The following is a 22,921-nucleotide window of genomic DNA, read 5'->3' on the forward strand; positions in this document are numbered from 1 at the left end:
CGACTTCGCTTCCCGAGGAAGGACTTCTGTACAGCCGACAACCGAATCCCTACTTTCCGGGTGTGAAATGATGGATCGACGGGAGAGGATTCGGATCTTCCCCCGCCTCAGCTTGAGTGCTTAGCGTTTGCCGTAGCGTTCCAAGGCGGATTGTTGAATTTTCATCGCTTCTTCGAGACCCATCCCTTGAATCGTTTTTACATACTTGTCGAAATTGTCCAGCGGCTCGACGCCCATCACGAATTTCAAATACATCTCGTCCTTATACGTGTTGATGTCGGCCATAATCGACGCGTACCGGCTGCTCTCTTCCCTCGTCGGCGTCGTCCGGGGCATTTTCTTCTCCAGCGTAGGAGCGGCCCATACTTTCTTGGAGTTCTGCAGATCGGCGGCACTCGTGTACTGCTCGTCAAAACGGAGATCCAGCATGAACGGTCCGCTGAACGTAGCGCGATTATGCTTGGACATCGATTGGACCGCCGGGAGTCCCGTCGGATCGTTCAGGACCTCATTCTTAAACACCGGCTTGCCGTTCTGCATCGTGTAGCTGACGCCTTCCTTCCCGAAGTTGAACAGCAGCGTCCCGGCGTCGGAATAAGCGTAATCCAGCCATTTGACCGTTTCGATCGGGTTCTTGTTGCTAGTTGTGATGGCGGCGCCGATCCCGGTGTAGGCGAAGTCTTTATAGCCCCAAATTTGTTTATCTCCCTTGTTCATGACGGGGTAAGGGGCGGCCATCAACCGGAAGTTTTTGTCCTTGTCCTTCATGAGCGTCGCGTACTTGCCGATGCCCCCGGCGGTATACAGCACAGCTGATCCGATCTGGCTGCCCGTAATTTTGGCGTCGAGCATTTTCGCGTCGGTCGTGGCAAAATCTTTATCAAGCAATCCTTCCTTGTACCATTTGTTCATCAGCGTCAGGAACTCTTTGAACTTCGGATCGATCGGACCGTACTTGACCTTGCCGTTCTCCTGATAAAATCCGAAGTTGATGCCATAAGCGCCGAGGAAGGCGGTAGATAGTTCCACATCGCCTTTCGGCAAATATAGTGGAATCTCGTCCGGTTGGCCGTTGCCGTTCGGATCCTTTTCTTTAAACGCTTTCAAAACGGTGTACCATTCGTCAATTGTAGTGGGCATCTGCAGCCCCAGCTTGTCGAGCCAGTCCTGGCGGATCGTCATGCCGAGGAACACCTTCAGCTTCTCATCCGAGCGGATAAACGGGAACGAATAGATGCTGCCGTCGTCGGTCATGATTTCCTTTTTCCATTCCGGATGATCGGCAAGCACTTTCTTGAAGTTGGGCGCGTACTTGTCGATCAGATCGTTCAGCTTGATAATCTTGCCGTCCTTGATCGCCTTCTCCGGTCCGCCCGGATACCCGATCCAGGAATATTCGATGACGTCCGGCAGCTTATCCGAGGTCAACATCAGGTTGAACTGCTCCGAGGCTTGCTGGCCCTGCGGCGGGTGCTGGAAATCGACCTTCACGCCGGTCAGGCGCTCCAGTTCCTTGTATGCCTCGATCTCGTTGTAGCTTTTCATCGTCGCGGATACTTGGGTGACCATCTGCACCCAATACGACAGATTGGTCAGCTTCGGCGGGGTTTCCTCGGTCTTGCCCGCCGTTGCGGCCGGTCCCCCTGCCGATCCGCCGCAGCCGGCAGCCGATAACGCCATCGCCGTTGTCAGCAGGGCCGCACCGGCTTGCTTAAGCTTCAGTCGCGCCAATCTCATGCGCCTCCCTTTTCCTCATGTGTGTATAAGATTCGATGGAACCCATCTTTCTCTTATGGCTCCCACTTTATCGTCCCGCCTTCCATTCGAACACATCCACGTTTACAAGCGTACAATACTTTTTTAATCCGCTGCACTGACTAATCTTAAGATGGACTGATTATATTAGTGGTGCTGCTGCCAGAGGTACTTGGTTGTGGCGTTCAGTTAGGCGCGTAATGAGGGCAGGCAGAGGGGTTCCGACCGCTGCCCAAAATCTTGTGCTTTGAATTGTTGTTTGTTTAGGTGAGCACAATATTTCAAAGGCGGACAAGTTTCGGACCGAGTTACTCCACTTTTGTAGATTTAGTTTCATACCCGTCCTGTCACAAAATCAAAACACTATTTGTCTTAAACTAAGCAGGGAGAAATAAAGGAGGCCGCGGACGAGTCCGACGATTGGAAATCCAAACTATTAGAAAAAGGGAGAGGAAAATGGAGAGATTACTCGTCATTAATGCACACCCCAAGGTGGATGCCGATTCATCCGTAAGCTTGCAAGTGCTTCGGCGGTTCCTGGAAATTTACAGGAAACTTAATCCGGAAGGGCCGATAGAACAAATCGATTTATATCGTGAACACATTCCCTGCATTGACCATGTTTTCCTGAGTGCGCAGGAGAAAATGAGGAGGAATGAGCGTCTGACCGAAGAAGAGCAGCGTCTGGCCTCCCGTATGTCGGATATCGTTCGGCAGTTTAAGCGGGCGAAAAAATACGTCATAGCGATGCCGCTGCATAACTTCAATATCCCGTCGAAGCTTAAAGACTACATGGATAACATTCTGATCCCTAAAGAAACTTTCGCCTATACGGAGAATGGATCGGTCGGGTTGCTGAACGACGGCCGAGGCCTGCTCGTAATTCAAGCGAGCGATGGGGTGTATACGAACAACGACTGGTACACGGAAGTGGAATATTCGCATAAATACTTGAAATCCATGTTCAATTTTATGGGCGTCCAGAACTATCAGATCATCCGTGCACAAGGAAATGCATTTCTTGATCGGAGGGACATATTGACAAAAGCATTTCAAGAAGCCGAATTAGCGGCTGCTTCCCTGACCGAGGTAGGTAGTTAAGGAGTGGTAAACTTTAGGTCTGGAGCACGCCCACAAAACGGAAGGTTGCGCCTTCTTCTGGACTGCACAAACGGCGAAGTTAGTTAGCATTATGGGTTGCGGAACAAGTGAACATTCCTTTGAAAAAACCTCTGGAACATGATGTCCCAGAGGTTTTTTCACGTTGGAAATCAGTTAAAAGCGCGAGGCCCGGCCAGGCTCCCTTACGAGGCCTCCGAATGCGCCTCTACCTTCTTCTCCGGAGCCATGCGGCTTTTCAGCCAGCCGGCCACGAGCACGACGCCGATCAGGACGACGATGATCGTCCACTTGAGCGCGCCGCTGCTGCCGATCCAATCGTGGATGAACGGTTCGTCCACGATCATCTTCCCGGCGGTCAGCGCGAGCACGGCGCCCCCGATGTAGATCGCCGACGGGAAGCGCGCCATGATCTTCAGCACGAATGTGCTGCCCCAGACCATGATCGGCACGCTGATGATCAGCCCGGCGATGACGAGCCCGTAACTCCCGTGAGCCGCGCCCGCGACCGCCAGGACATTGTCGATCCCCATCACCGCATCGGCGATGACGATGGTCCGGATCGCCGCCCCGAGCGATGCCCCGGCCTTCACATTCCCGTGATCCTTCTCGCTAACGAGCAACTTGTAAGCGATCCACAGCAAGAACAATCCGCCCCCGAGCAGCAGCCCCGGGATCGCGAGCAGCCACACGACCGCGAGCGTCGCGACCGCCCGGATGACGACGGCTCCGACCGTTCCCCAGATGATCGCTTGCTTCTGCTGCTGCTTCGGCAAGTTCCGGGCCGCCATGCCGATGACGATGGCATTGTCCCCGGCGAGCAACAGATCGATCAGAACAATAATTGCGAGGGCCGAGAGCATATCCAGCGTCAACCATTCCATTGTTTGCCACTCCCCTTTGTGATATGATCGGCCGCCTGACGTCCAGGCGAAGCTCGCCAGACAACGCAAAAGCGGCCCTCCCTAACGGTAAAGGCCGCTCTCCATAGACAAAGAGATCGTGCGCAGCAGACAGCAAAGCCTTTACCGTTATGGCAAAGGTCTTGCTAACAACGAAATTCGTTGCCAACAAAGCCGGGGATGACACCCATCCCGTAATGACGACTTTGCTGTAGCAGCTACTCCCCTTTGATTCGATTGTCTCCATCGTACCGGATGCAGGGCTAAATTGTCAAGGAACCGTCAGTCCAATAGCGCCGCCCGATATGTTAATATAACATTAAGCAAATCATGCACATCCAGAGATAGAGAGCCTCTATAGCAAGGGGGAATGGCTCATTCAAACGATTCAGGCCTGGAAACAACCGTCCTACAAACGCAAGCTGTTCTGGTTCGTGCTGCTCGTGAGCATCGTCCCGGTCCTGCTGCTCGGCATGTTCTCGTCTTTATTCGCCTCGCGCAGCGTGCAGAAGGAAGTCGATCACAACCACCAGATCATTCTGGGTCAGATCCAATACCAAATCGACGGCTTCTTGCAAAGCCTGGAGAAAAGCTCTCTGCAGCTCGCTTCGAATATCGTGCTCGAGGAAGCCGTGAAGACGTCTCCGCAGCAAAATTTGTCCCAGATCTTCGCGGGGATCGATACGATTCAGCGGCAGCGGAGCCTGTCGGACATTCCTTACGACATTTCGCTTATTTTCAATCAAACCCATAAAGTTTATTCCACCCGCTATGGGTACCTCAATGAGACGGATTTCACCTATTACGACCTGGTGAAGCGCAACAGCACGAAGTACAATTCCGCCGTCGTCATCCCGCCGGGCAGCAATCCGGGCCAGAACGAGCTGCTCCTCCTGCGGCCGGTGCCGGCCTTCTCGGCGGACATGGCGGACGGCACGCTCGTCCTGCACGTCGCCACGGACAAGCTGACCGGCCTGTTCGACCGCGTCCAGCTCGGGGGCAACCGCAAGCTGCTCGTCATCGACGAGACGGGACGCATCGTCATGAGCTCGAGCCGCGAAGAGATGGGCGCCCGGCTGACGCAGTCGTCCGAGCTGTACCGGTACTGGTCGCAGCCCGATCTCGAGTCGATGGACCATCTGACCCTGAACGGCGTCGAATATAGCCCTTCCGTGCAGAAGTCCTCGTTTAACAATTGGACGTATATTGCGATGACCCCGTTGGCAGACTTGACCCGTCAGGCAAGTTCAATCCAGCTCTTGACATGGATCGTAGTCGGCTTGCTCGTCGTGCTGTGGGTGCTGGTGTCCCTTGTGGGGTCGAACCGGCTCTATTTTCCGATCCAGCGTCTGCTATACAAGTTCACGAGCGAGGCCAAGACGTCGAACGGCCAGCAGGACGGCCTGCAAGCGCTTGATTCGTTCATCCAGCAGATGGTCAAGACCAACGAGAAGCTCAAGTCCGAGCTGAGCGAGCAGCTGCCGTACCTGAAGGAGACGGTATTCCAGCAGCTGCTGCGGGGGGAGATGTCGGAGCAGGAGATTCGGCGCAAGACCGAGCATTACGGGTTCCCTCTGCAGGGGAGCTGGTTCTATGTCTGCCTGGTCGACCTCGACCGGTACGTGGCGTTCCAGCAAGACTACCGGGAGCGAGACCGGGCCCTCATGATGTATGCGCTTCGTAAAATGATCGAGGAGCTTGGCGAGGAAGCGTTCTCCTGCATCACGCTTACGCCGATGCCGGGCCAAGTCGCCGTCATCATCGGCGTCGACAAGCCGGGCGACGGCACGGACGAGCAAATGCGCGATCTTGCGGAGCAGATCCGTGCCAAGGCAAATGAACTGTTCCATCTGACCGTCACCGTGTCGATCAGCGAGGCGTACAAGGAATATCACGCGATCAGCGACGCCTACCAGGAAGCGACGGAGCTGCTCGGCTACCGGCTCCTCCTCGGGCACAACGTCGTGATCTCCAAGCGGGCGATCGGACCGTCGGTCCGGCAGTCCGGCCAATCGCTCGTCACCCGGCAGAAGCAGGTCGTGAAGAGTCTCGCAAAAGGAAACCTGGAGGAAGCGAAGGAGCATCTCGCGCAGACGATCCAATACGTCCCGCAGTACGTGCACAATTCCGAGACGGTGCTCGGCCTGTTCGCCTACATGCTGGGCGAGATCGAGCTGCTGCTGCAGGAATGGAGCCCCCATGGCGATCCCTACCATCAGCTGGACCTGTACAAGGAGCTGTACGCGATGACCTCGCTAACGGAGGTGAAGCGCTGGTTCGAGGAGTCCGTCTTCCCGATGGTGATCCAGGCGCTGCAGGAGGCGAGCATGCCGAAGCAGACGAAGATTGTGCAGCAGGCGCTGGCGTACATCGAGGACCACATCGAGACGGACTTGTCCCTGCAGCAGGTGGCGGACGCGGTCCGGGTATCCCCGACGCAGCTCAGCCGCTTCTTCAAGGACGAGACGAACTGGGCGTTCGGCGACTACCTCATTCACGTGCGGATGGAGCGGGCGAAGAGCTGGCTGACGCAGACCGACATGCCGATCAAGGAAATCGCGGAGCGGCTGCGGTACACTTCCGTGACGAATTTCAACCGGATTTTCAAGCAAGTCACGAACGTGCCGCCTGGCCAGTATCGCAAAAATATCCGCGAGGAACTTCACTCCTAAGCGGTCCCCGAAACGCCTCAAACCCGCGCAGCTCCCGGTATTCCGGGGGCTGCTTATCTTTTTATGCGCATCCTTATCTTCTCCGGAACCTGCCGTGCGCAACAGATAATTGCTCTGCATTCCTTGTTATGGAACAATTCTTCGTATCAGCCACTCGATGTGAAGAATATCTCCAAAAATAGGAATGCGGGGTTTATTGCCATGGAACTAACCAGAAAAAGAAAAAATACGTTCGGCCGGCGCGTCTGGCGGGATCGCTACCTCCTGCTCATCGCTCTGCCGGGCATCCTTTATTTCCTCGTCTACAAGTACGCGCCGATGTTCGGCCTTGTCCTCGCGTTCAACGACTACAACCCGTTCAAGGGCATGTACAGCAGTCCCTGGGTGGGCTTGCGGAACTTCTACGATATTTTCAAGGATACGGAATCGCTGAAGGTGCTATGGAATACGATCAACATCTCGATCCTGCAGATCGTCTTCGCCTTCCCCGCTCCGATCTTGCTCGCGCTTATGCTGAACGAAGTGCGCAGCTCGTTCTACAAGCGGGTCGTCCAGTCGCTCGTCTACCTGCCCCACTTCCTGTCTTGGGTCGTCGTCGTCGGGATCAGCGTCATTTTCCTGAGGGGCGAAGGGCTGCTCAATCATTTCCTCAAGGACGCGTTTGGCTGGGGGCCGATTCCGTGGCTGACCGATCCGGCATTCTTCAAGCCGCTCGTCGTCGCCCAAGTCATCTGGAAGGAGATCGGCTGGGGCACGATCATCTTCCTGGCGGCATTGGCCGGGGTCAACCCGCAGCTGTACGAAGCCGCGATCGTCGACGGCGCGAGCCGCTGGCGTCAAATCTGGCATATCACGCTGCCGGCGATCCGCAGCACGATCGTCATCCTGCTCATTCTGCGGCTCGGCAATGTCATGGACGTCGGCTTCGAGCAGATCTTCCTGATGCTCAATCCGTTCAACCGCGATGTGGGTGAGATACTCGACACATACGTGTACCAGCGAGGGATCGTGCAGTCGGACTATAGCTTCGCTACGGCGGTCGGATTGTTCAAAGGGCTCGTCGGGCTCATCCTCGTGCTGGGCGCGAACTTCTTGGCCAAACGGTTCGGCGAGGAGGGCATCTACTAATGAATACGAAAAAAGTCCATTTTTCCTTATTCCCGGTCATTAACTATATCCTGTTGTTCCTGGTCGCCGTCGTCATGATCTTTCCGTTCCTGTACGTCATCAGCGTCTCGTTCTCGACGTACACGGATTTCCTGCAGAGCCGCTTCCTGTTCTTCCCTAAGAAATGGGTAACGGACGCATATGAGTTCATTTTCGGGTCAGCCTCTTTCCTGCGCTCCATCGGGGTGACGGTGAAGATTACGGCGATCGGCACGTTCGTCAACCTGCTGTTCACGGCGACGCTGGCCTATACCTTGTCTCGCCCGGTCGTCGGCCAGCGCGCCATGATGCTGCTCGTGATGATCACGCTGCTGTTCACGGCCGGGATGATCCCGACGTATCTCGTCGTGAAGGAGACCGGATTGCTCGGCACCTTCTGGTCGCTCATCCTTCCGGTGGCGATCAGCCCATACAACCTGATCGTCATGAGACAATTTTTCAAGGGAATTCCGCAAGAGCTGCACGAAGCCGCCACGATCGACGGCGCGAACGACATCCAGACGTTCCTGCGCATCATCCTGCCGCTCTCCAAGCCGTCGCTCGCCGCGTTCGGCCTGTTCTACGCCGTCGCGCATTGGAACAACTACTTCACCGGGGTGCTGTACTTGAACGACCCGGCGGATTGGCCGGTTCAGGTGGTGCTGCGCCAGATGGTCGTCATCAACGAGCCGAATACCGCTCTCGGCCAGCTGACCGAGCACGCGCCGCCAGCGGAGACGGTGCAGATGGCCGCGATTATGGTCGCCACCCTGCCGATCTTGATCGTCTATCCGTTTCTGCAAAAGCATTTTGCGAAAGGGGTGATGCTCGGCTCGGTGAAGGGGTAAGAAGGAACCCCACTCCCTTATGTGAAACCAAAAGGAAATCTCTGGGTCATGCAAGTCCGCTTGGAACGTGTTAAGTTAAAATTGGAGGGGATTCGTCAATGCGTCTAAAGAAACTAGCCACATCATCCGCCCTGGTCCTGCTCTCGGCCAGCGTACTCGCCGCCTGTTCGTCCAACTCGGGTTCGTCGACATCCAGCCCGAGCCCATCGGGCGGGCAGTCAAGCGCCAAGCCGGATGACAAGTCCAAGAAATTCACGGTGACGTCGATCGACTATCGCTATGCAGGCAATGTACCTCCGGCAAACGGCAAAGGCATCGAGCTCATTAACGAGAAGTTCAACATCGACTTCAAGCCGCAGGTCGTCGTAGTAAGCGATTACTTGCAGAAACTAAGCGCGGTGGTCGCTTCCGGCGAGCTGCCGGACATCATCACGCTGGAGAACCACCAAGACGCGAACTATGCGAAGTGGGCGAAGCAAGGCGCTTTCCTGCCGGTCGACGAGTTCATGAGCCAATATGATACATTCAAGCTGATCCCGGACAACATCAAGAAGTCGGTTATGGTGGACGGCAAAATGTACGGCATTCCGCGCTACTTCCCTATGAACTACTCGCTTACGCCAATGATCCGCAAGGATTGGCTCGACAACCTGGGGCTGAAAATGCCGACCAGCTACGAGGAGCTGAAGCAAGTCGCACTCGCGTTCACGAATAACGATCCGGACAAGAACGGCAAAAAAGACACCTATGGTCTCGCGATGTCCTCGAACATCAACCCGCCTTACTCGATGGGCGCGTATTGGGACTTCCTGGCGTGGTATCACAAGGATGCGGACGGCAACGTAGTGCCGGGCATCATCACGGAGACGCGCAAGGAGCTGCTCATGTGGCTGGCCGATCTGTATAAGCAAGGCGCGGCTACGCCGGACTTCGCCGTCCTGAACTGGGGCCAGACGAACAACGAATATTATGGCGGCAAGGCCGGGATCTTCATCGGTACGCCGAAGGGCATGAGCGAAACGTCCTCCCAAGGGCTGTCCGATATCGCGCCGAAGGCCGAGATGGTGCCGATTCCGCCGTTCAAAGCGCCGGACGGTTCGCAAGGCTATACTTCGGGAGCCGGGTTCTCCGGAATCACGCTGTTGAACGCCAAGCTCGCCAAGGAGCCGGAGAAGCTGAAGCGCATCCTGGAATTCCTCGACTATGGACGCAAGTTCTACCCATACGACCAACGTAATTCGAGCAACGCCGACTTTGATTGGATGAACGGCAAATCCGGATCCGGCTACACGGTCGACAACGGCCAGCTGAAGCTGGAGAGCGGCGAGAAGGGCCTGAAGCCGGCCGATTACTACCCGGACAGCAGCGGCTGGGCGCCGAGCGACATCGCCAACGAGTTCTCCAAGAACTACAAGGTGCCTCTGCTCAAAAATGCGGCCGCACAGTTCGAGAAGATGCATGCCGAGACGAAGCACTACTACAACCCGGTTAACTCTGTCTTCTCGGAAACCCGCCTGTCCAAGGAAGCGGATCTGTGGAAGTATATGTACGAAGAGCAAACGAAGATGATCTACGGCCAGCGTCCGTTCTCCGATTGGGATAAGCTGGTGAAGGAATGGAAGGACAAAGGCGGCGCGCAAATGATCAAGGAAGTAAACGACGCGCTGAAAGCCGCTAATATTAAAGGCGAGTGGAAGTAAGACGGGTATGAGCTAAACAAGGCACCCCCACTGGCGGAAGGAACGCTCCTTCTGCCGACGGGGGTGCTTTCATCTATCATCCGCTTTGTTGCTTCCAGATTAGCCCGGGAAATTCGCCAGCTCCGAGCTATGGATAATCGCCACTACGATCGCGAGAATCGTCAGCAGCACCGCCGGGAACGTTTGCTTGAACGTATCCTTCACCCGCAGGTGGACGATGACGCCGACCAGCATTGTGAAGCCGATCCACAGTCCGCCCCAAGCGCCCCAGCTAGGCACCCAGATCCCGACGATCAGCGCGATCGCGCCGACCAGCTCTACGAGCCCTGTCACGCTCCGGAACCACTGCGGCAACCCCCAATGATTGAAATTATCGACGTGCATCTTCTGCCCCGCGAGCTTCGTCAGGCCCCCCATCAAGAACATGAGCCCCAGCAAGGCTTCCAGTACGATTGCCACCACATTCATCGTATTGCATCTCCCTTCTTGTATCTGAGCTTCGTTCAAGCACAGTTAAAGGCAAAAATAAAGCGCAGCACTTTTAACTGCAACTAGTATAGTCACATTATAGGCGGCTGCGTTTCTTTTAGCAATACTTTTATTTATCGATGGAACGCGCAGATTCGGTACAAGGGGCAAAGTAATCGATGCGAGCCATGATATCGGCGATCGTGTATTGACGCAGGTGTTCGATCGATTTCATCTCCGCTTCTCCCATTACCGTCTCCAGCATGCGATCGAGTTGCTCTCCCGCTTTGCCCGCCTCATCCGCGGTACACGGTGAGCCGGCCTCCTCTTCGGTGCATTCCGATTTCACGGCCAAGTATACGTCTGCCAACGTGATGAGCTCGCTCGCCCGTCCCAGCGTGTAGCCTCCGTCTCGCCCTTCCCGCGCTTCGACAAGACCGGCCTGAGCTAACGTCTGCAGCACCCTTCTGAGGAAGGTGGCATGCGAGTTCACTTGGGAAGCGATCATCGCGCTTGACAGCACTCCCCCGCTCTGGGTCAGCCAGACGAGCGCATGCACGGCTATGCTGAAGCGGGGAGGTCCGATCGGTGCGCTTCGATTCGTGTTCGCCATGGATGTTCCCCCTTCCGCCGGATCCGCGAACGATTGTTAAGGCCATTATAAGTCTTTTTGGAGGCCGGAACAATGTCGTAGAGTTTATCTCCATATTCCCGTACAAAATCGGAACAAAACTCCACATTTATGCTATAATGAGGGCATACCCGATGACATGGAGCGTACAAAAGGAGAATTACGATGGACCGTATCGCACGATTGATCTCGCAGCTCGCGGCCGAGATGAAGCCTTTGCTTCGACACGACCCGGCAGCAGGCACATGGACGATTCACGACGAGGAGCTGGGAGAGGAAGCGAGCTGCTGTACGACGATCGCGGCCGCGGCGTTGTTCGCGCTGGACGCCCGGCTCGGCGAGAGGCCCGATCAGCTCGAGATCGCCTCGGGACTCGCGGAAGACGTCCGGCGGCGGCAGCTGCCCTCCGGCGCCTTCTCCCAGCCCTTCTATGTCCGGAAAGGCGAAGCCAATACCATAGATATCGCCGAGATCGGCGCCTCGGCCAACAGCCTGTATCTGGTCCACCAAGCGACCGGGTCGCAGGCGGCGAAGATCAGCTTGGTCGCTTCGGCCGATTACCTGCTGACGCAAGTGGCCGCCGAGAATCCGGCCGCCATCTACAAAAATCCGAATGCGAAGAATCACGACGTGCTGAACGGCGACATGTATGCCGCCCACACGTTCGGCCGCGCCTACGAGCTGACCGGCAACCGGGTTTATCTCGACAAGGCTTCGGAGATTGTCGCGCACCTGATCCGCCGGTTCGGCGTGCATTCCGACGGCTGGTGGCCATACACCGAGAACTGGGACGGCTCCGTCGGCATGGGGAACAGCGTCTCGTACCAAGCGACGATCGTCACGTTCGCCCATCCCTTGAAGCCGCTGCTCCCGCCTGCGCTGCGCAAGAAGTGGGAGCCCGTATCGCTGGCTGCGACCGAGCGGATCCTTACGGCGCTGGCCGACGGGCCGAATGACGACAACGAAGCACCCTGGTGGTGCCGCGACTGGGACAACGTGCCCGAGATCCTGCTCGCGCTCTCGCACTACCCGGCGCTTCCCGACGCGAGTCGTTATGTAGCCGAGCGGCTCGACGCGATCGAGGCGGGTCTCGGTGCCAAGGGGCTCCAATTGTTCGAGCCGAAGGTGCGTCATCACGAGCCCGACCGCACGCCGGTCACGACTACATTCCGCAAAGCCGCGACCATGGCTGCCGTCTTCGGGCACTTGGCCGCGCCATCCTTAGTTCAGGCAGAATAGGAGAGAACAAGTCCATGAACCGCATCTTTGCCCAACGAGGCCTTATCGTATCCTGCCAGGCTCTGCCCGGCGAACCTTTATACATGCCGGGCCTGATGGCGCTCATGGCCCGCGCCGCCGCGGCGGGCGGAGCCATCGGCATCCGCGCCAACGGGCCGTCCGACATTCGCGACATCAAACAGGCGGTCGAGCTGCCGGTCATCGGCCTGCTCAAGCGGGACATCCCGGGCTCGGCGATCTACATTACGCCCGAGCTTGCGGACGTGCAAGCGATCATCGAAGCCGGCGCCGACATCGTCGCGCTCGACATGACCGACCGCGAGGACCGCGCCGAGCGCGTGAAGCCGCTGGTCGACTACTGCCACGTGGCCGGGGTGCAAGTGATGGCGGACATCTCCACATTGGAGGAAGGGCTGCTCGCCGAGCGTCTCGGCGCCGACCTGATCTCCACGACGATGTCCGGTTATACGCCCTACAGCCCGCAGCAGGAGGGCCCGGACTTGGAGCTTGTCCGCCGGTTGAGCGCGCAAGCGAGTAAGCCGGTCGTAGCCGAGGGGCGTATCTGGAGCCCGGCGGAGGCCGTTCATGCGCTGGAGGCCGGCGCGACGTACGTCGTCGTCGGCGGGGCGATCACACGCCCGCAGCAGATCACCGAGAAGTATACCGCCCAGCTGGAGCGGTGGTTGAAGGAATCGGTGCAATAGGTAAGTAATGGAGAAGAGAAGAGCCCTCCGCTTCGGGATGAAGCGCGAGGGCTCTTTGGGCTAGGCGGACCCTGAAGAATCACGTGTCAGGGTGCGATACGTCTCCCGGCTGCAGATGACGAACAGCCGGGCGTTCGGCGGGATCGGCTCCTCCATCCGTCGGTTGATTGCCAGGTCGGTCCCGTCGGAGATGAGTGTAGCCCCCTGATTCAACAGATCGAGGAACGCGTCCCGGAACGTCACCCAGCTCTCGCGTTTCGCCACCTCATACAAATCCTCGCCGTCCTGATGGGTGAGCAGCTGGGACAACAGCTTCGTCGTGCCAGGGTGGAACGCCGCGCGTACGGCCAGCTGGGAAACCGTATCGTTGCTCAGAATGAATTCGTTGATTTGCACGTGCTCGAAGTTCGGCAAGTTTTCGCGATCCTTGATCTCCGCGATCGTGTGGACATGGCTGTAGCCCCGCTCGATGGCGGTGGCGACCAGCAGCGTCTTGCCGTCGATGAAGGACGAATCGCGCACTACGTTCTGATAGCGCGTCACCTCGTCGGCGAAGATCATCACAGCCCGCGCGCGGGACAGATTGGCCAGCTCGAGCGTCTGATGATGGACCGGATTGCCTTGAATGTAATGGACGCGCTCATGCTGGATCGGCGTTTTCTCGAGCGTGTCGATCAATACGATGTCCGTTTGGGCGTCGGTATTGAGAATTTCCTGGATGGCCAGCTCCGCATTTTTGCTCCAATCGATGATGACCACATGTTGCTCGCCGGTGTATCGCAGCTTCCCCTCCTCCTTTCTCCGTTGATAGAAGAATAAAGCCTCGACCACTTTACTGATCGTAATGGAGATGAGCCCGATGCCGAAGATGTAGACCACGATGCCTAAGCATTTGCCGGGCACCGTATGCGGATAGAAATCCCCATACCCGACGGTCGTGACGGTGGTCATGACCCACCAGAAGCCGTTGAAATACGTGCCGAACACGTCCGGCTCCAACGCATAGGCGAGCCCCGAGGTGAGCAGGATGAAGAGCACGGACACTAGAATGACGGACCGGTTGTTCATATGGACGATCCGGAGGAACAGCCTGGTTAACAGCAGCATGGAACCTCTCCTTTCCCGGTTCCCGGAAACGCTCATCCGCTTCCTATAATTGTCACATGCCGTATCGGTCTCATCTTATCACAGAAGCAAGCGGATGTGGGAAAGGTTTCGTTGGTGGCTAGTACAAGAGGGAAAACCTCCCTCTCATTCAGACGAATCACCGTAATCTACTCGCAAAAGAGGGAAACCTCCCTCTCTTGAGGCGAATGGTTCGAGTTTTCAGCCCATTTCCTTCAAAAATGAGGGAGGTTTTCCCCTTCATTATGCTATTCCGCCGCCCTGACTCGAAAAGAGGAGGGGGTTTTCCCTCTCGCGTGACGTGGCCCCCGGCGTCAGCAGCCGCCATCCTGCAGCCGCTGCCACGCCAGCCGCGCGGCGCCGGCGAACCCGGCGTGCTCGCCGAGCGCGGCCGGCACGATCGCCATGCCGTCGTAGGCCGGCATGACCTGCCGCGAGACGTTCGAGCGAATGCGCTCGAACAGGAACTCCCCCTGCTGCGTCACCGCGCCGCCGATCACGAACGCTTGCGGGTTCAGCGCGTGCGTCAGGTTGGTCAGGCCGAGCGCCACATATTCCGCGTAGCGGTCGATGACCGCCAGCGCGTGGGCGTGGCCGTCCCGCGCCCACTCGAACAGCGTCTTGGCCGAATGGCCGATCGCCGCAGGCTGGATCCCGCCCTCTTCGGCGAGCCGCATGAGGCCGGTCACGGAGGCGTACTGCTCCCAGCAGCCGGTCAGGCCGCAGTTGCAGGGAGCGCCCCCGTGCTGCAGGACCATGTGGCCGAAGCCACCGCCGTAGCCGTCGCGCCCATAGTACGGGCGCCCGTCGAGAACGAGGCAGCCGCCGACGCCGGTGCCGAGCGTGATGCAGACGAACGTGTCCCACTCGCGTCCGGCGCCGATCCAGGCTTCGCCCATGGCGAACGCATGGGCGTCGTTGGCGAGCGCCACCGGCAGGCCGGTGTGGCGCTCCATCTCTTGGCGCAGCGGGACGCCGGTCCAACCCGGGAGGTTGGACGTGGCGTAGCCGATGCGCCCTTCGCGGGCGTGCACGTAGCCCGCGGTGCCGACGCCGAGCGCGACCGGCGTCCAGCCGCGCGCCTCGGCCCGCTCGCGCAGCTGCGCCGCGAGGGCGTACAGCTTCGACAGCAGCGTGTCGCGGCTGCCGGAGCGGGCTTCCGTCGGCACGGTCAGCGTGTCGAGAATGCGACCGGTCTCGTCGACGAGCCCCGACTTGATGTTCGTGCCTCCGATATCGATCCCCAGAATGACGTTGTCGCTCACGAAGCGCTCTTCCTTTCTTATCGAGTCCTAATAAGTCCTAATCGTTCAGAGCAGCCCCTCACGGCGCATCCAGCCGGTATAGTCCGTATACAGCTGCGTGGACGAGGCATCCCCAGCGTGAACCGGGCTGCCAGGCTTGTTCATCATGCCCAGGTACTGGTAGCACAACACCTTGTCCACGTACTTCGACACGATGGACAACTGCTGCTGAATACGCTCGAAGGCGCCGGGATAGAGCACCTTGCCCTCGAAACGGAACACCTCCACGTCGGCCCACAGCGGTTTGCCGGCCCGCTCGTGGATTTCTCGCAGGCGTGCGTATGTGGCATCGACCGCTTCAAAGGTGGTGCGGTTCACCCCGATCTCGTCCTGGTACGCGATATAATCGACCTCCAGCGATCGAATCTGGTCGACGAACTGCTGGTCCGCGACGACTGAGCGTGTCCCGTAAGGCGCGATCAGCACCTGAGAAGGCCCGAGCCGACGGCAGAAGTCCGCCAATTCATTCGCATAGCGAATGTAGTTGTCCGGGAAATACGTATGGATCGCCGCCTCGACCGGGAAGTACCATCCGGCAAAGGAAGGGTGATGCCCGTATCGGGCCGACAGCTCCCGCGCCACGTCGAACCGCAGCGTAGAACCGTCTCCGTCGGTCGAGAGACTGCCCATAATCGGAGTCGTAAAGAACCCTAGCCCGAGGAAGAGCCGCATCCCCAGCCGGTCGCCGGCCTGCAGGACAGCCTCGAGCGGATCGGGGCAAACCGTATCCCACCGCCACGGCATCACCTCGGACGGATAGAACGCTTTGCCGTGCAGCGCCACGCTGAGCAGAACGAGCGTATCGAGTCCGGCCTCGGCCATCTCGGCCAGCTTCAGGCTCCAATCGTCGGCAGTGAACCGCTGCGTTATCGAGTTCCATGTATCGCCTTCGTACGGATTGCAATGATAAAAGTCAAACCAGGAGCCGCTAATACGCTGTAACCCCATTCTCTTCGCCTCCTCCACCATCCTGCTAAGCTTCCCGTCCGGCGAGCCGCAGCGCTAACCGTACGACGCCGCCCGCCTCCTCCAGCAGGCGGTGCGCCTCGGCGGCCTCCACATCGGCCAGCAGCATGACGATGCTGGCCTTGACGTGGTCGCCGGCCTGCGTCATCGCCCGCTCCACCGCGGCGTCGTCCGCCCCGGTGGCCATGCTGACGATGCGGCTCGCCCGCACCCGCAGCTTGCCATTGCTCGGCTCCATGTCGACCATGAGGTTGCTGTAGGCTTTGCCGAGCTTCACCATCGTGACCGTGCTGAGCATGTTCAGCACGAGCTTCTGCGCCGTGCCCGCCTTGAGCCGGGTCGAGCCGGTCAGCGCCTCCGGGCCGACCGGCACCTCGATCGCCAGCGCGGCGGCCTTCCCGATGGCCGAGCCGCGCGTGCAGGCGAGCGCGATCGTCGCGGCACCGACGGACGCCGCGTACTGCAGCGCGCCGACGACGTACGGCGTGCGCCCGCTGGCGGCGATGCCGACGACGACGTCGGCCGCCGTGAGCCCGCGCTGCCGCAGCTCGTCCGCGCCCAGGGCGGGATCGTCCTCCGCCGATTCATCGGCGCGATCCCGCGCGACGCCGCCGGCGACGAGCGCCTGCACGAGCTCGGGCGGCGTCCCGAACGTCGGCGGGCACTCGTAGGCGTCGAGCATGCCGAGCCGCCCGCTCGTGCCCGCGCCGACGTAGAACAGCCGGCCGCCGTTACGCAGGGCGTCGGCGATACGGTCGACCGCCGTCGCGATCGTCGGGAGCTGCGCCGCCACTGCGGCCGGGACAAGCGTATCCTCCGCGTTCATCATCGCAAGCATCTCCAGCGTGGACCGGTTGTCGAACTCCTCGGTCCGCGGATTGCGCTGCTCGGTATCCAACTGACGCAGCGCCTCGAACTCGTGGGCCATTTGACAAGCCTCCTCCAGTTTTATATCTATTTTCGGAATTTATCTCCCGTTCAACACACAAAAAAGGAGCACTACTCCATTATAGGAGCTGCCCCCTGTTCCTGTAAACCCTGTAAACCCTGTATCCTCTAGATTCCGCCGTATTCACCGCCTCATAATCCCTATGGCCCGGACATCCCGCCGCCTGCTTCCGATCCGGCTGCCGTTCCGGAAGCCGGTTTGGCCGACAGCCTCGCGGCCCGCTGCATCGACCGTACCGTCTGCACCGTGGCCAGCAAGACGCCGCCGATAATGAGCAGCGAGCCGATGAGCTGCGTGCCGGTAACCGGCTTGTTCAGAATCCAATACCCCAGAACCATCGCCACGAACGGCTGCAGATTGAGGAAGATCGAGGCCTTCCCCGCCCCTACCCGCTGCATCTCCCGGTTCCAGACGAGGCCGCACACCACCTGCATGATGAGCGCGCACCCGATGAGCAGCCCCCACGCCCACAGCTCCGTGCTCATCCGAGACACGTCCTCCCGAATGAGGGCGACCGGCAATAACAAGCCCGAGCCCAATACGGTCGCGTAGGACGTGGCGAAGAACGGATCGCGGAACTCCGTCAGCTTGCGAGTCAAGATCATCGAGACGGCGAAGGACATCATCGCTGCGGCCATAAGCAGCTCGCCCTTGGAGAAGGAGCCCCCGCCTCCCGCGGACCCGACTACGAAGAAAACGCCCGTCACCGCCACCACCGAGCCGAACGCCATCCGGACGGTCATCCGCTCCTTCAGGAAGACGGCGGCGAGCAAGCTAACCGCAATCGGCGACATCGCTGTAATCAGCGCCGATACGGTCGGGTCGGCATATTGCAGTCCGATGTAGAAGGAAGACTGATTCACCATGGTTAGCAAGGCTAAGGGGACGAGCAGCATCCAATCTCGCCTGTTCGGCTTCACAATCCGGCCCGTGGACCAAGCGAATACGATATAAAACGTACACGTGACCGACAGCCGGGCGATCGCGAGCAGCATGGGCGGAAACTGTTCCACCAGAATCGCCCCGAAGACGAAATTGCTCCCCCAGACGGTGACACAAAACACTAACCAAGCGTATGATCGCAGCATGCCACAGTTCCTTCTTCCAGCGCCTACTTGTTCTTCCTCCATCATACTGGCAAGACCGGCTTCTGGCGAAAAGTCTATGGCCCTTCAATCGGCCGTATCCCGCGCGGAAAGCGGCTTTCCCGCCGCCTTCCTCGATTCTGCATACATTTGCGCGGACAGTTGGTGTGCTTGTCGCTAATACGTCTCTTGATTAGGCAAACCGGAATCCGCGAATAGCCACTACTCCGCAACGAGGGATCGTATCCCCTGGGCGGTGAGGCCACAGGCTGGTCGGCTTGGCCAAGTCGGTCGTGTTCTCTCCCGGATGCTGCACGGACAAGAACAAGGTCCGCTCATCCGGAGTGAACCAAGGGCCGGTCAACTCGGCATCCTTGGGCGCGGAAGCGAATTGCAGCGCCTTGCCCTTGCTCGGTCCGGACGTCGGCACGACGAACAACCCGTTGTTCAGGAAGGTCCGGTACACACCCTTGCCGATCCCGCTTCCCGTAATATCGGTGACAATCCACAGGTTGCCGTTGCTGTCGAAGATCAAGTTGTCGGGCGAGCTGAAGCCGCTTTGCCGTCCGCCGGCGGCGAAAATTTCGAAGTCGAATTCTATTGCCCCCAGGTCGCCGTCCTTTTCGAAAATTCTGGTGATGTGCCCGTGGATGTTGCCGTGGTTGTCGTTGTTCGTGTGGGAGATGAATACCGTGTTGTCGAACGGCGAGATCTCGATGTCTTCCGGCCGGTCGGTCGGTGTCCCGCCCAGGATCATAGCCGCCTCATGGCAATTCGTCACGACACCGCCCTGATCCTTGAACTTGTCCAGCCAGTCCGACTTCGTTCCCTTTAACGAGGCCGGCAAGCTGAATTTCTCGTCCTTCAGCTTCGCTTGCACCGCCTCCGCCGTCATCGGGATCCAGGTCCCTTTTTTCAAATCGGCGACATACAGGGTACCTTCCTCCAGCAGCTTCGCGTTGTCCCGGCCCAGCAACGGGTCATACTTGCCCTTGCTCACAAACTTGTAGATGCAGGCATCCTTCTTGTCATCGCCTTCATAGACGACAATGTGTCCTTCCTTCGTCAGTCCCATCGCCGTATTCTCGTGATTGAACCGACCGAGGGCGGTATGTTTTTTCAAGTAGCTGCCGTCGAACGGATCGACCTCGATGACCCACCCGTAGTGTGTCGGATTCAATCCGGCCGCCGCGGCCGTCTCGCTGAAGTTCTCTTCGCAGGACAGTACCGTGTTCCAGAGCGTCATGCCGCCGGAGCAGTTCGCGAAGGTACCCCGGGCGCTCATCGCATACGCAGTCGCCTCCGCGCCTCGGGCCGGACCCGTGATGTCGAAATCGGAGAAGCCGTTGATTCGGCGGGCATGCAAAGAGGACTTGTCCACTTTCCAGACACCTTCCTCGTCTTGGAAGATCTCGATGACCGAAGCTCCCTGGTTGTACAGCATCTTGCCCACTTGCTCCTTCGACCACTTGCCGCCCTCTTGCTTGCCCAGCACGAACAGGTTCGTCGCTTCATGATTGGTGAACAAGAGCCCGCGCGTAGCCGAGCCGTCGATCGGGAAGAAGCAGTTGAAGTCGGCGTTATGGCCGAACGTATCCCCCGCCATATTGATCACGTCGCCGTAGGCGGCGACCACGTCGTACTGGAAGCCGGCCGGAATGATCAATTCGTCCGCCGAGGATGCCATAATCGGGTCGAAATGGCCGCTCACCCGATTCGTCTTGAACCCGAACAGATGGTCTGCCGCCGCTTCCGCCTTGTCGCTGACGAGCATGCCGAATCCCGCCGATGCGGCCGCCAGCGCCGCCGCCCCTGTCCCCATGTAACTCAAAAACGTTCTCCGATTCATATCCATCCGAAACTACCTCCTCAATAGGGTTGTCCCCAGCGTAACCCGCTCCTTTTAACCTGGTGTTAAGCGGGTATGAAGATTTGGTAAATTTAGGAGGCGAGTCTTCTCGCTGGCCATGCCAAAAAGCCCCGTCGAGTGACGGGGCCCTAATGCTTACTGCTTTTAAATCATCGATTTGATCAATCCAAGCAGGTTGTCGAACGTGTCGTACAGCTTTTTCGTCTCGTCCTTGTCGGCGAGAATTTGCTTCAGCCGCTCCGGGTTAATGTCGGCCAGCGGCTTGATGCTGTCCTTCACTTTATCCAGGAGGGAGTTAAATTTCTCCACGGATAATGTAGCGCCGAATACATTGTTCTTCTTGGCGTATTCCATGAACTTCTGCTCGAGCTCCGAGCTACCGAACTTCATGTCGACTGCACGCTTGTTGCCGTTCCCGTCACTGACGTAGAACAGGGAGTTGCGATTACCGCCCGAAAGGGCCCGCAGCTTGAACTGGAACGAGTTATCCCCCGAGCCGATCTGGAAATCATAGTTCGGCCGGAACAGGTTGTTCAGCTTTTTGCTCCAGCCCAGGACGAACGAGTCTCCATTGCCGTGGCCGTTCCCATTGCCATTGCCATTGCCATTGCCATTGCCATTACCGTTGCCGTTCCCGTTACCATTGCCGTTTCCATTACCATTACCATTCCCGTTGCCGTTCCCGTTGCCGTTGCCGTTTCCATTCCCGTTACCATTGCCATTACCCGGTCCTGGGATCACCCGGTTGTTCCACGCCGTGATCTGATCCTGAATGGAGCTCCAGAGCGAATCCAGTTTCTGGTTCAGCGTGTCGCCGGCCAGCGTATTGTACTTCCGCTGCACGCCGGTCAGCGTATCGCTTAACCGATCGCTCAGACCCGAAGCAAATTCGCCTTTCACCCCATCGATCCATTGCTGCAAGTGCTGCCGGTAGAGCTGCTTTTCCTGATCGGATATTTTGTCCGGATCTTGCCGGATGGCCGCTTTCACTTCTTTAAAATAATCGTCCGCGTCCAGGTTCAAGCCGGTCTTCCATTCGTTCAGGAACCCGGCCGCATTCTGGTCCCCGGTATTCCGGAATTGAATCGAATCGTTCACGAACTGGGTCAGGGTGGCCTGCACCCCGCTGACGTTGCCGTTCACCTGCTGCTCCAGCGTGCTGCGCAGCCCGGCCGGAGCGCTCGCAAGCGCGTCCAACGCCTGGTTCTTCTTCACTCCCAGCCAACCGCTTATCTGGTTCGCATACGCTTGTTTTTCCGTATCGGTAATATCGTCGGCATCGTTGAAGATGGTAGCGTTAATGCTAGTCAGGAGGTCCGAGGATGACGTATGGAGCGCATCGTCCCACTGGCTGAACGCTTGTCGCGACTGCGTGACGAGGTCGGAGTAGCTATGGATCGCAGCGGTAACACCGGCGCGGTACGTCTCCAGCATGCTTCCCAGCCGATCGCCCGCCTGCTCGAGCAGCGTCCCGCGGATCCCGGTCGGGATGCTCTGCAGCTGATTCGCCAGAGTCGACTGCTGGCTGGACATCCAATCGGTGAACCACTTGTCAAACTGCTGCAAATCCTGGTCGGTGATGTTGCCGTCCAGATCTGCGTTCAATTGGTCCGTCACTCGGGTGAGCAGGTCGGTCGGGCTGGAGAGCCCTTGATTCCACTGCTGGTAGACCGCACGCCCTACCCCGGCCGACGCCGTGTGCGCCGCCACCTCGGAGCGGATATCCACCCACAAGTCGTCTGATATCGAATCGAGCGCCTTATCCGCCCGGGTGAGGAATTTGAGCGAGAGATCTCGATCGAACTTGCGCAGCTGATCCGAGAGACCGTCGTATTGGGCCTCCACCCAATCGTTCAGCTGCTTGCGCAGGGCGGCGAGCCCCTCTTCCCCGAGTTCCCTCGGAGAGGCGTCCAACTGCTGCACGATCTGCTCCATGTATTGGGAGCTCGCGTCCTCAAGTCCGCTCTTCCACGTTTTGAAGATTTGCTTGGCCTCACGATTCGTCACAGAGTCGGGTTTATCCGGTTTATCCGGTTTATCCGGTTTATCCGGTTTATCCGGTTTATCCGGTTTATCCGGCTTCTTGGAAGCGGCCCCTGAAGCAGCCGACTCGGCAGCCGCGTGGGGATGCCGGCTCTTATGGTAAGTCGCTACCAGAGTGTGATCCAGGGCGGCACTGCCGGCTGCGCCCGCTGCCGTTCCTGGGTCGGTCCCTTTCTTCGGCTGAAGCTTGATGTGGTTCTGAGGGGAGGACACATGATAATTCGACCAGTTGATATTCGTCTTCTCGATCATTACGGGGACTCCTTTCTCGCACAAAAAAAGGCCGCGATTTCCAAAGTAGGAAAAAAGCACGGCCGGTTGCATCACTGGCTCCCTGTGTCCCAGATGCCCAAATGCAAAACACGATTCATTGCCTCCGAATATGAAGTTTATTC

Annotated in this window: 18 protein-coding genes and 1 riboswitch; of the genes, 7 read left to right on the top strand and 11 right to left on the bottom strand. The window is 58.4% G+C overall.

The genetic code is table 11. The features are described 5' to 3' along the window. Positions 1-120: 120 nt before the first annotated feature. Positions 121-1,737: a type 2 periplasmic-binding domain-containing protein gene (locus ACI5FR_RS19245; RefSeq protein ID WP_405457218.1), complete on the bottom strand. Its 1,617-nt coding sequence runs from the start codon at positions 1,735-1,737 to the stop codon at positions 121-123. Between the two features lie 474 nt (positions 1,738-2,211). Here ACI5FR_RS19245 and ACI5FR_RS19250 point away from each other — a divergent pair, with 474 nt between their 5' ends. Then, positions 2,212-2,856 (top strand): FMN-dependent NADH-azoreductase, encoded by a 645-nt coding sequence (locus ACI5FR_RS19250; RefSeq protein WP_405457220.1) that lies wholly within the window; start codon positions 2,212-2,214, stop codon positions 2,854-2,856. A gap of 203 nt (positions 2,857-3,059) precedes the next feature. Here the strand turns inward: ACI5FR_RS19250 and ACI5FR_RS19255 are convergent, their stop codons facing one another. Beyond that, complete coding sequence (locus ACI5FR_RS19255) at positions 3,060-3,758, bottom strand: TerC family protein (protein ID WP_405457222.1); 699 nt, start codon at positions 3,756-3,758, stop codon at positions 3,060-3,062. A gap of 452 nt (positions 3,759-4,210) precedes the next feature. Here ACI5FR_RS19255 and ACI5FR_RS19260 point away from each other — a divergent pair, with 452 nt between their 5' ends. From ACI5FR_RS19260 to ACI5FR_RS19275, 4 genes are all read left to right on the top strand, one after another. Further along, positions 4,211-6,448 carry a helix-turn-helix domain-containing protein gene (locus ACI5FR_RS19260; protein WP_405457224.1) on the top strand — a complete coding sequence of 746 codons (2,238 nt, stop codon included), beginning with the start codon at positions 4,211-4,213 and terminating at the stop codon, positions 6,446-6,448. A 201-nt stretch (positions 6,449-6,649) separates the two neighbouring features. Then, positions 6,650-7,576, top strand: a complete 927-nt coding sequence (locus ACI5FR_RS19265; RefSeq protein WP_405457227.1) for an ABC transporter permease — start codon at positions 6,650-6,652, stop codon at positions 7,574-7,576. After that, on the top strand, positions 7,576-8,442 hold the full coding sequence (locus ACI5FR_RS19270) for a carbohydrate ABC transporter permease (RefSeq protein WP_405457230.1): 867 nt from the start codon (positions 7,576-7,578) through the stop codon (positions 8,440-8,442). The genes ACI5FR_RS19265 and ACI5FR_RS19270 overlap by 1 nt, the downstream gene beginning before the upstream one ends. Before the next feature lie 98 nt (positions 8,443-8,540). After that, complete coding sequence (locus ACI5FR_RS19275) at positions 8,541-10,142, top strand: extracellular solute-binding protein (RefSeq protein WP_405457232.1); 1,602 nt, start codon at positions 8,541-8,543, stop codon at positions 10,140-10,142. Between the two features lie 99 nt (positions 10,143-10,241). On the opposite strand, the gene ACI5FR_RS19280 is transcribed toward ACI5FR_RS19275, so the two are convergent. Both ACI5FR_RS19280 and ACI5FR_RS19285 read right to left on the bottom strand, forming a co-directional pair. After that, positions 10,242-10,610, bottom strand: coding sequence for a DoxX family protein (locus ACI5FR_RS19280; RefSeq protein WP_405457235.1), 369 nt, complete (start codon positions 10,608-10,610; stop codon positions 10,242-10,244). A gap of 130 nt (positions 10,611-10,740) precedes the next feature. Continuing rightward, positions 10,741-11,223 carry an RrF2 family transcriptional regulator gene (locus ACI5FR_RS19285; RefSeq protein WP_405457236.1) on the bottom strand — a complete coding sequence of 161 codons (483 nt, stop codon included), beginning with the start codon at positions 11,221-11,223 and terminating at the stop codon, positions 10,741-10,743. 183 nt (positions 11,224-11,406) lie between these two features. Between ACI5FR_RS19285 and ACI5FR_RS19290 the strand changes: the two genes are divergently transcribed. Together ACI5FR_RS19290 and ACI5FR_RS19295 are read left to right on the top strand one after the other, a co-directional pair. After that, positions 11,407-12,480 carry a hypothetical protein gene (locus ACI5FR_RS19290; RefSeq protein ID WP_405457238.1) on the top strand — a complete coding sequence of 358 codons (1,074 nt, stop codon included), beginning with the start codon at positions 11,407-11,409 and terminating at the stop codon, positions 12,478-12,480. Positions 12,481-12,494: 14 nt separating this feature from the next. Continuing rightward, positions 12,495-13,184: an N-acetylmannosamine-6-phosphate 2-epimerase gene (locus ACI5FR_RS19295; RefSeq protein WP_405457241.1), complete on the top strand. Its 690-nt coding sequence runs from the start codon at positions 12,495-12,497 to the stop codon at positions 13,182-13,184. A 60-nt stretch (positions 13,185-13,244) separates the two neighbouring features. Here the strand turns inward: ACI5FR_RS19295 and ACI5FR_RS19300 are convergent, their stop codons facing one another. The 7 genes from ACI5FR_RS19300 to ACI5FR_RS19330 form a co-directional block, all read right to left on the bottom strand. Further along, the gene (locus ACI5FR_RS19300; protein WP_405457243.1) at positions 13,245-14,291 is read right to left on the bottom strand and encodes a potassium channel family protein; all 1,047 of its coding nucleotides are present in this window, start codon (positions 14,289-14,291) and stop codon (positions 13,245-13,247) included. Between the two features lie 332 nt (positions 14,292-14,623). Beyond that, the gene (locus ACI5FR_RS19305; protein ID WP_405457244.1) at positions 14,624-15,574 is read right to left on the bottom strand and encodes an ROK family protein; all 951 of its coding nucleotides are present in this window, start codon (positions 15,572-15,574) and stop codon (positions 14,624-14,626) included. Positions 15,575-15,619: 45 nt separating this feature from the next. Continuing rightward, positions 15,620-16,561 carry a DUF4434 domain-containing protein gene (locus ACI5FR_RS19310; RefSeq protein ID WP_405457247.1) on the bottom strand — a complete coding sequence of 314 codons (942 nt, stop codon included), beginning with the start codon at positions 16,559-16,561 and terminating at the stop codon, positions 15,620-15,622. Positions 16,562-16,586: 25 nt separating this feature from the next. Continuing rightward, positions 16,587-17,507, bottom strand: coding sequence for an N-acetylmuramic acid 6-phosphate etherase (gene murQ / locus ACI5FR_RS19315; RefSeq protein ID WP_405457249.1), 921 nt, complete (start codon positions 17,505-17,507; stop codon positions 16,587-16,589). Positions 17,508-17,668: 161 nt separating this feature from the next. Next, positions 17,669-18,616, bottom strand: coding sequence for a DMT family transporter (locus tag ACI5FR_RS19320; protein WP_405457251.1), 948 nt, complete (start codon positions 18,614-18,616; stop codon positions 17,669-17,671). A gap of 190 nt (positions 18,617-18,806) precedes the next feature. After that, a complete protein-coding gene (locus ACI5FR_RS19325) occupies positions 18,807-20,468 on the bottom strand; it encodes a PhoX family protein (RefSeq protein ID WP_405457254.1) in 1,662 nt (553 codons plus the stop codon). Between the two features lie 159 nt (positions 20,469-20,627). Continuing rightward, on the bottom strand, positions 20,628-22,778 hold the full coding sequence (locus ACI5FR_RS19330) for a hypothetical protein (RefSeq protein ID WP_405457256.1): 2,151 nt from the start codon (positions 22,776-22,778) through the stop codon (positions 20,628-20,630). Positions 22,779-22,829: 51 nt separating this feature from the next. Beyond that, positions 22,830-22,913, bottom strand: a riboswitch (cyclic di-GMP riboswitch). Positions 22,914-22,921: the final 8 nt, after the last annotated feature.

It is taken from the genome of Paenibacillus sp. HJGM_3 (assembly GCF_045062745.1).
Taxonomy (GTDB): domain Bacteria; phylum Bacillota; class Bacilli; order Paenibacillales; family NBRC-103111; genus Paenibacillus_AA.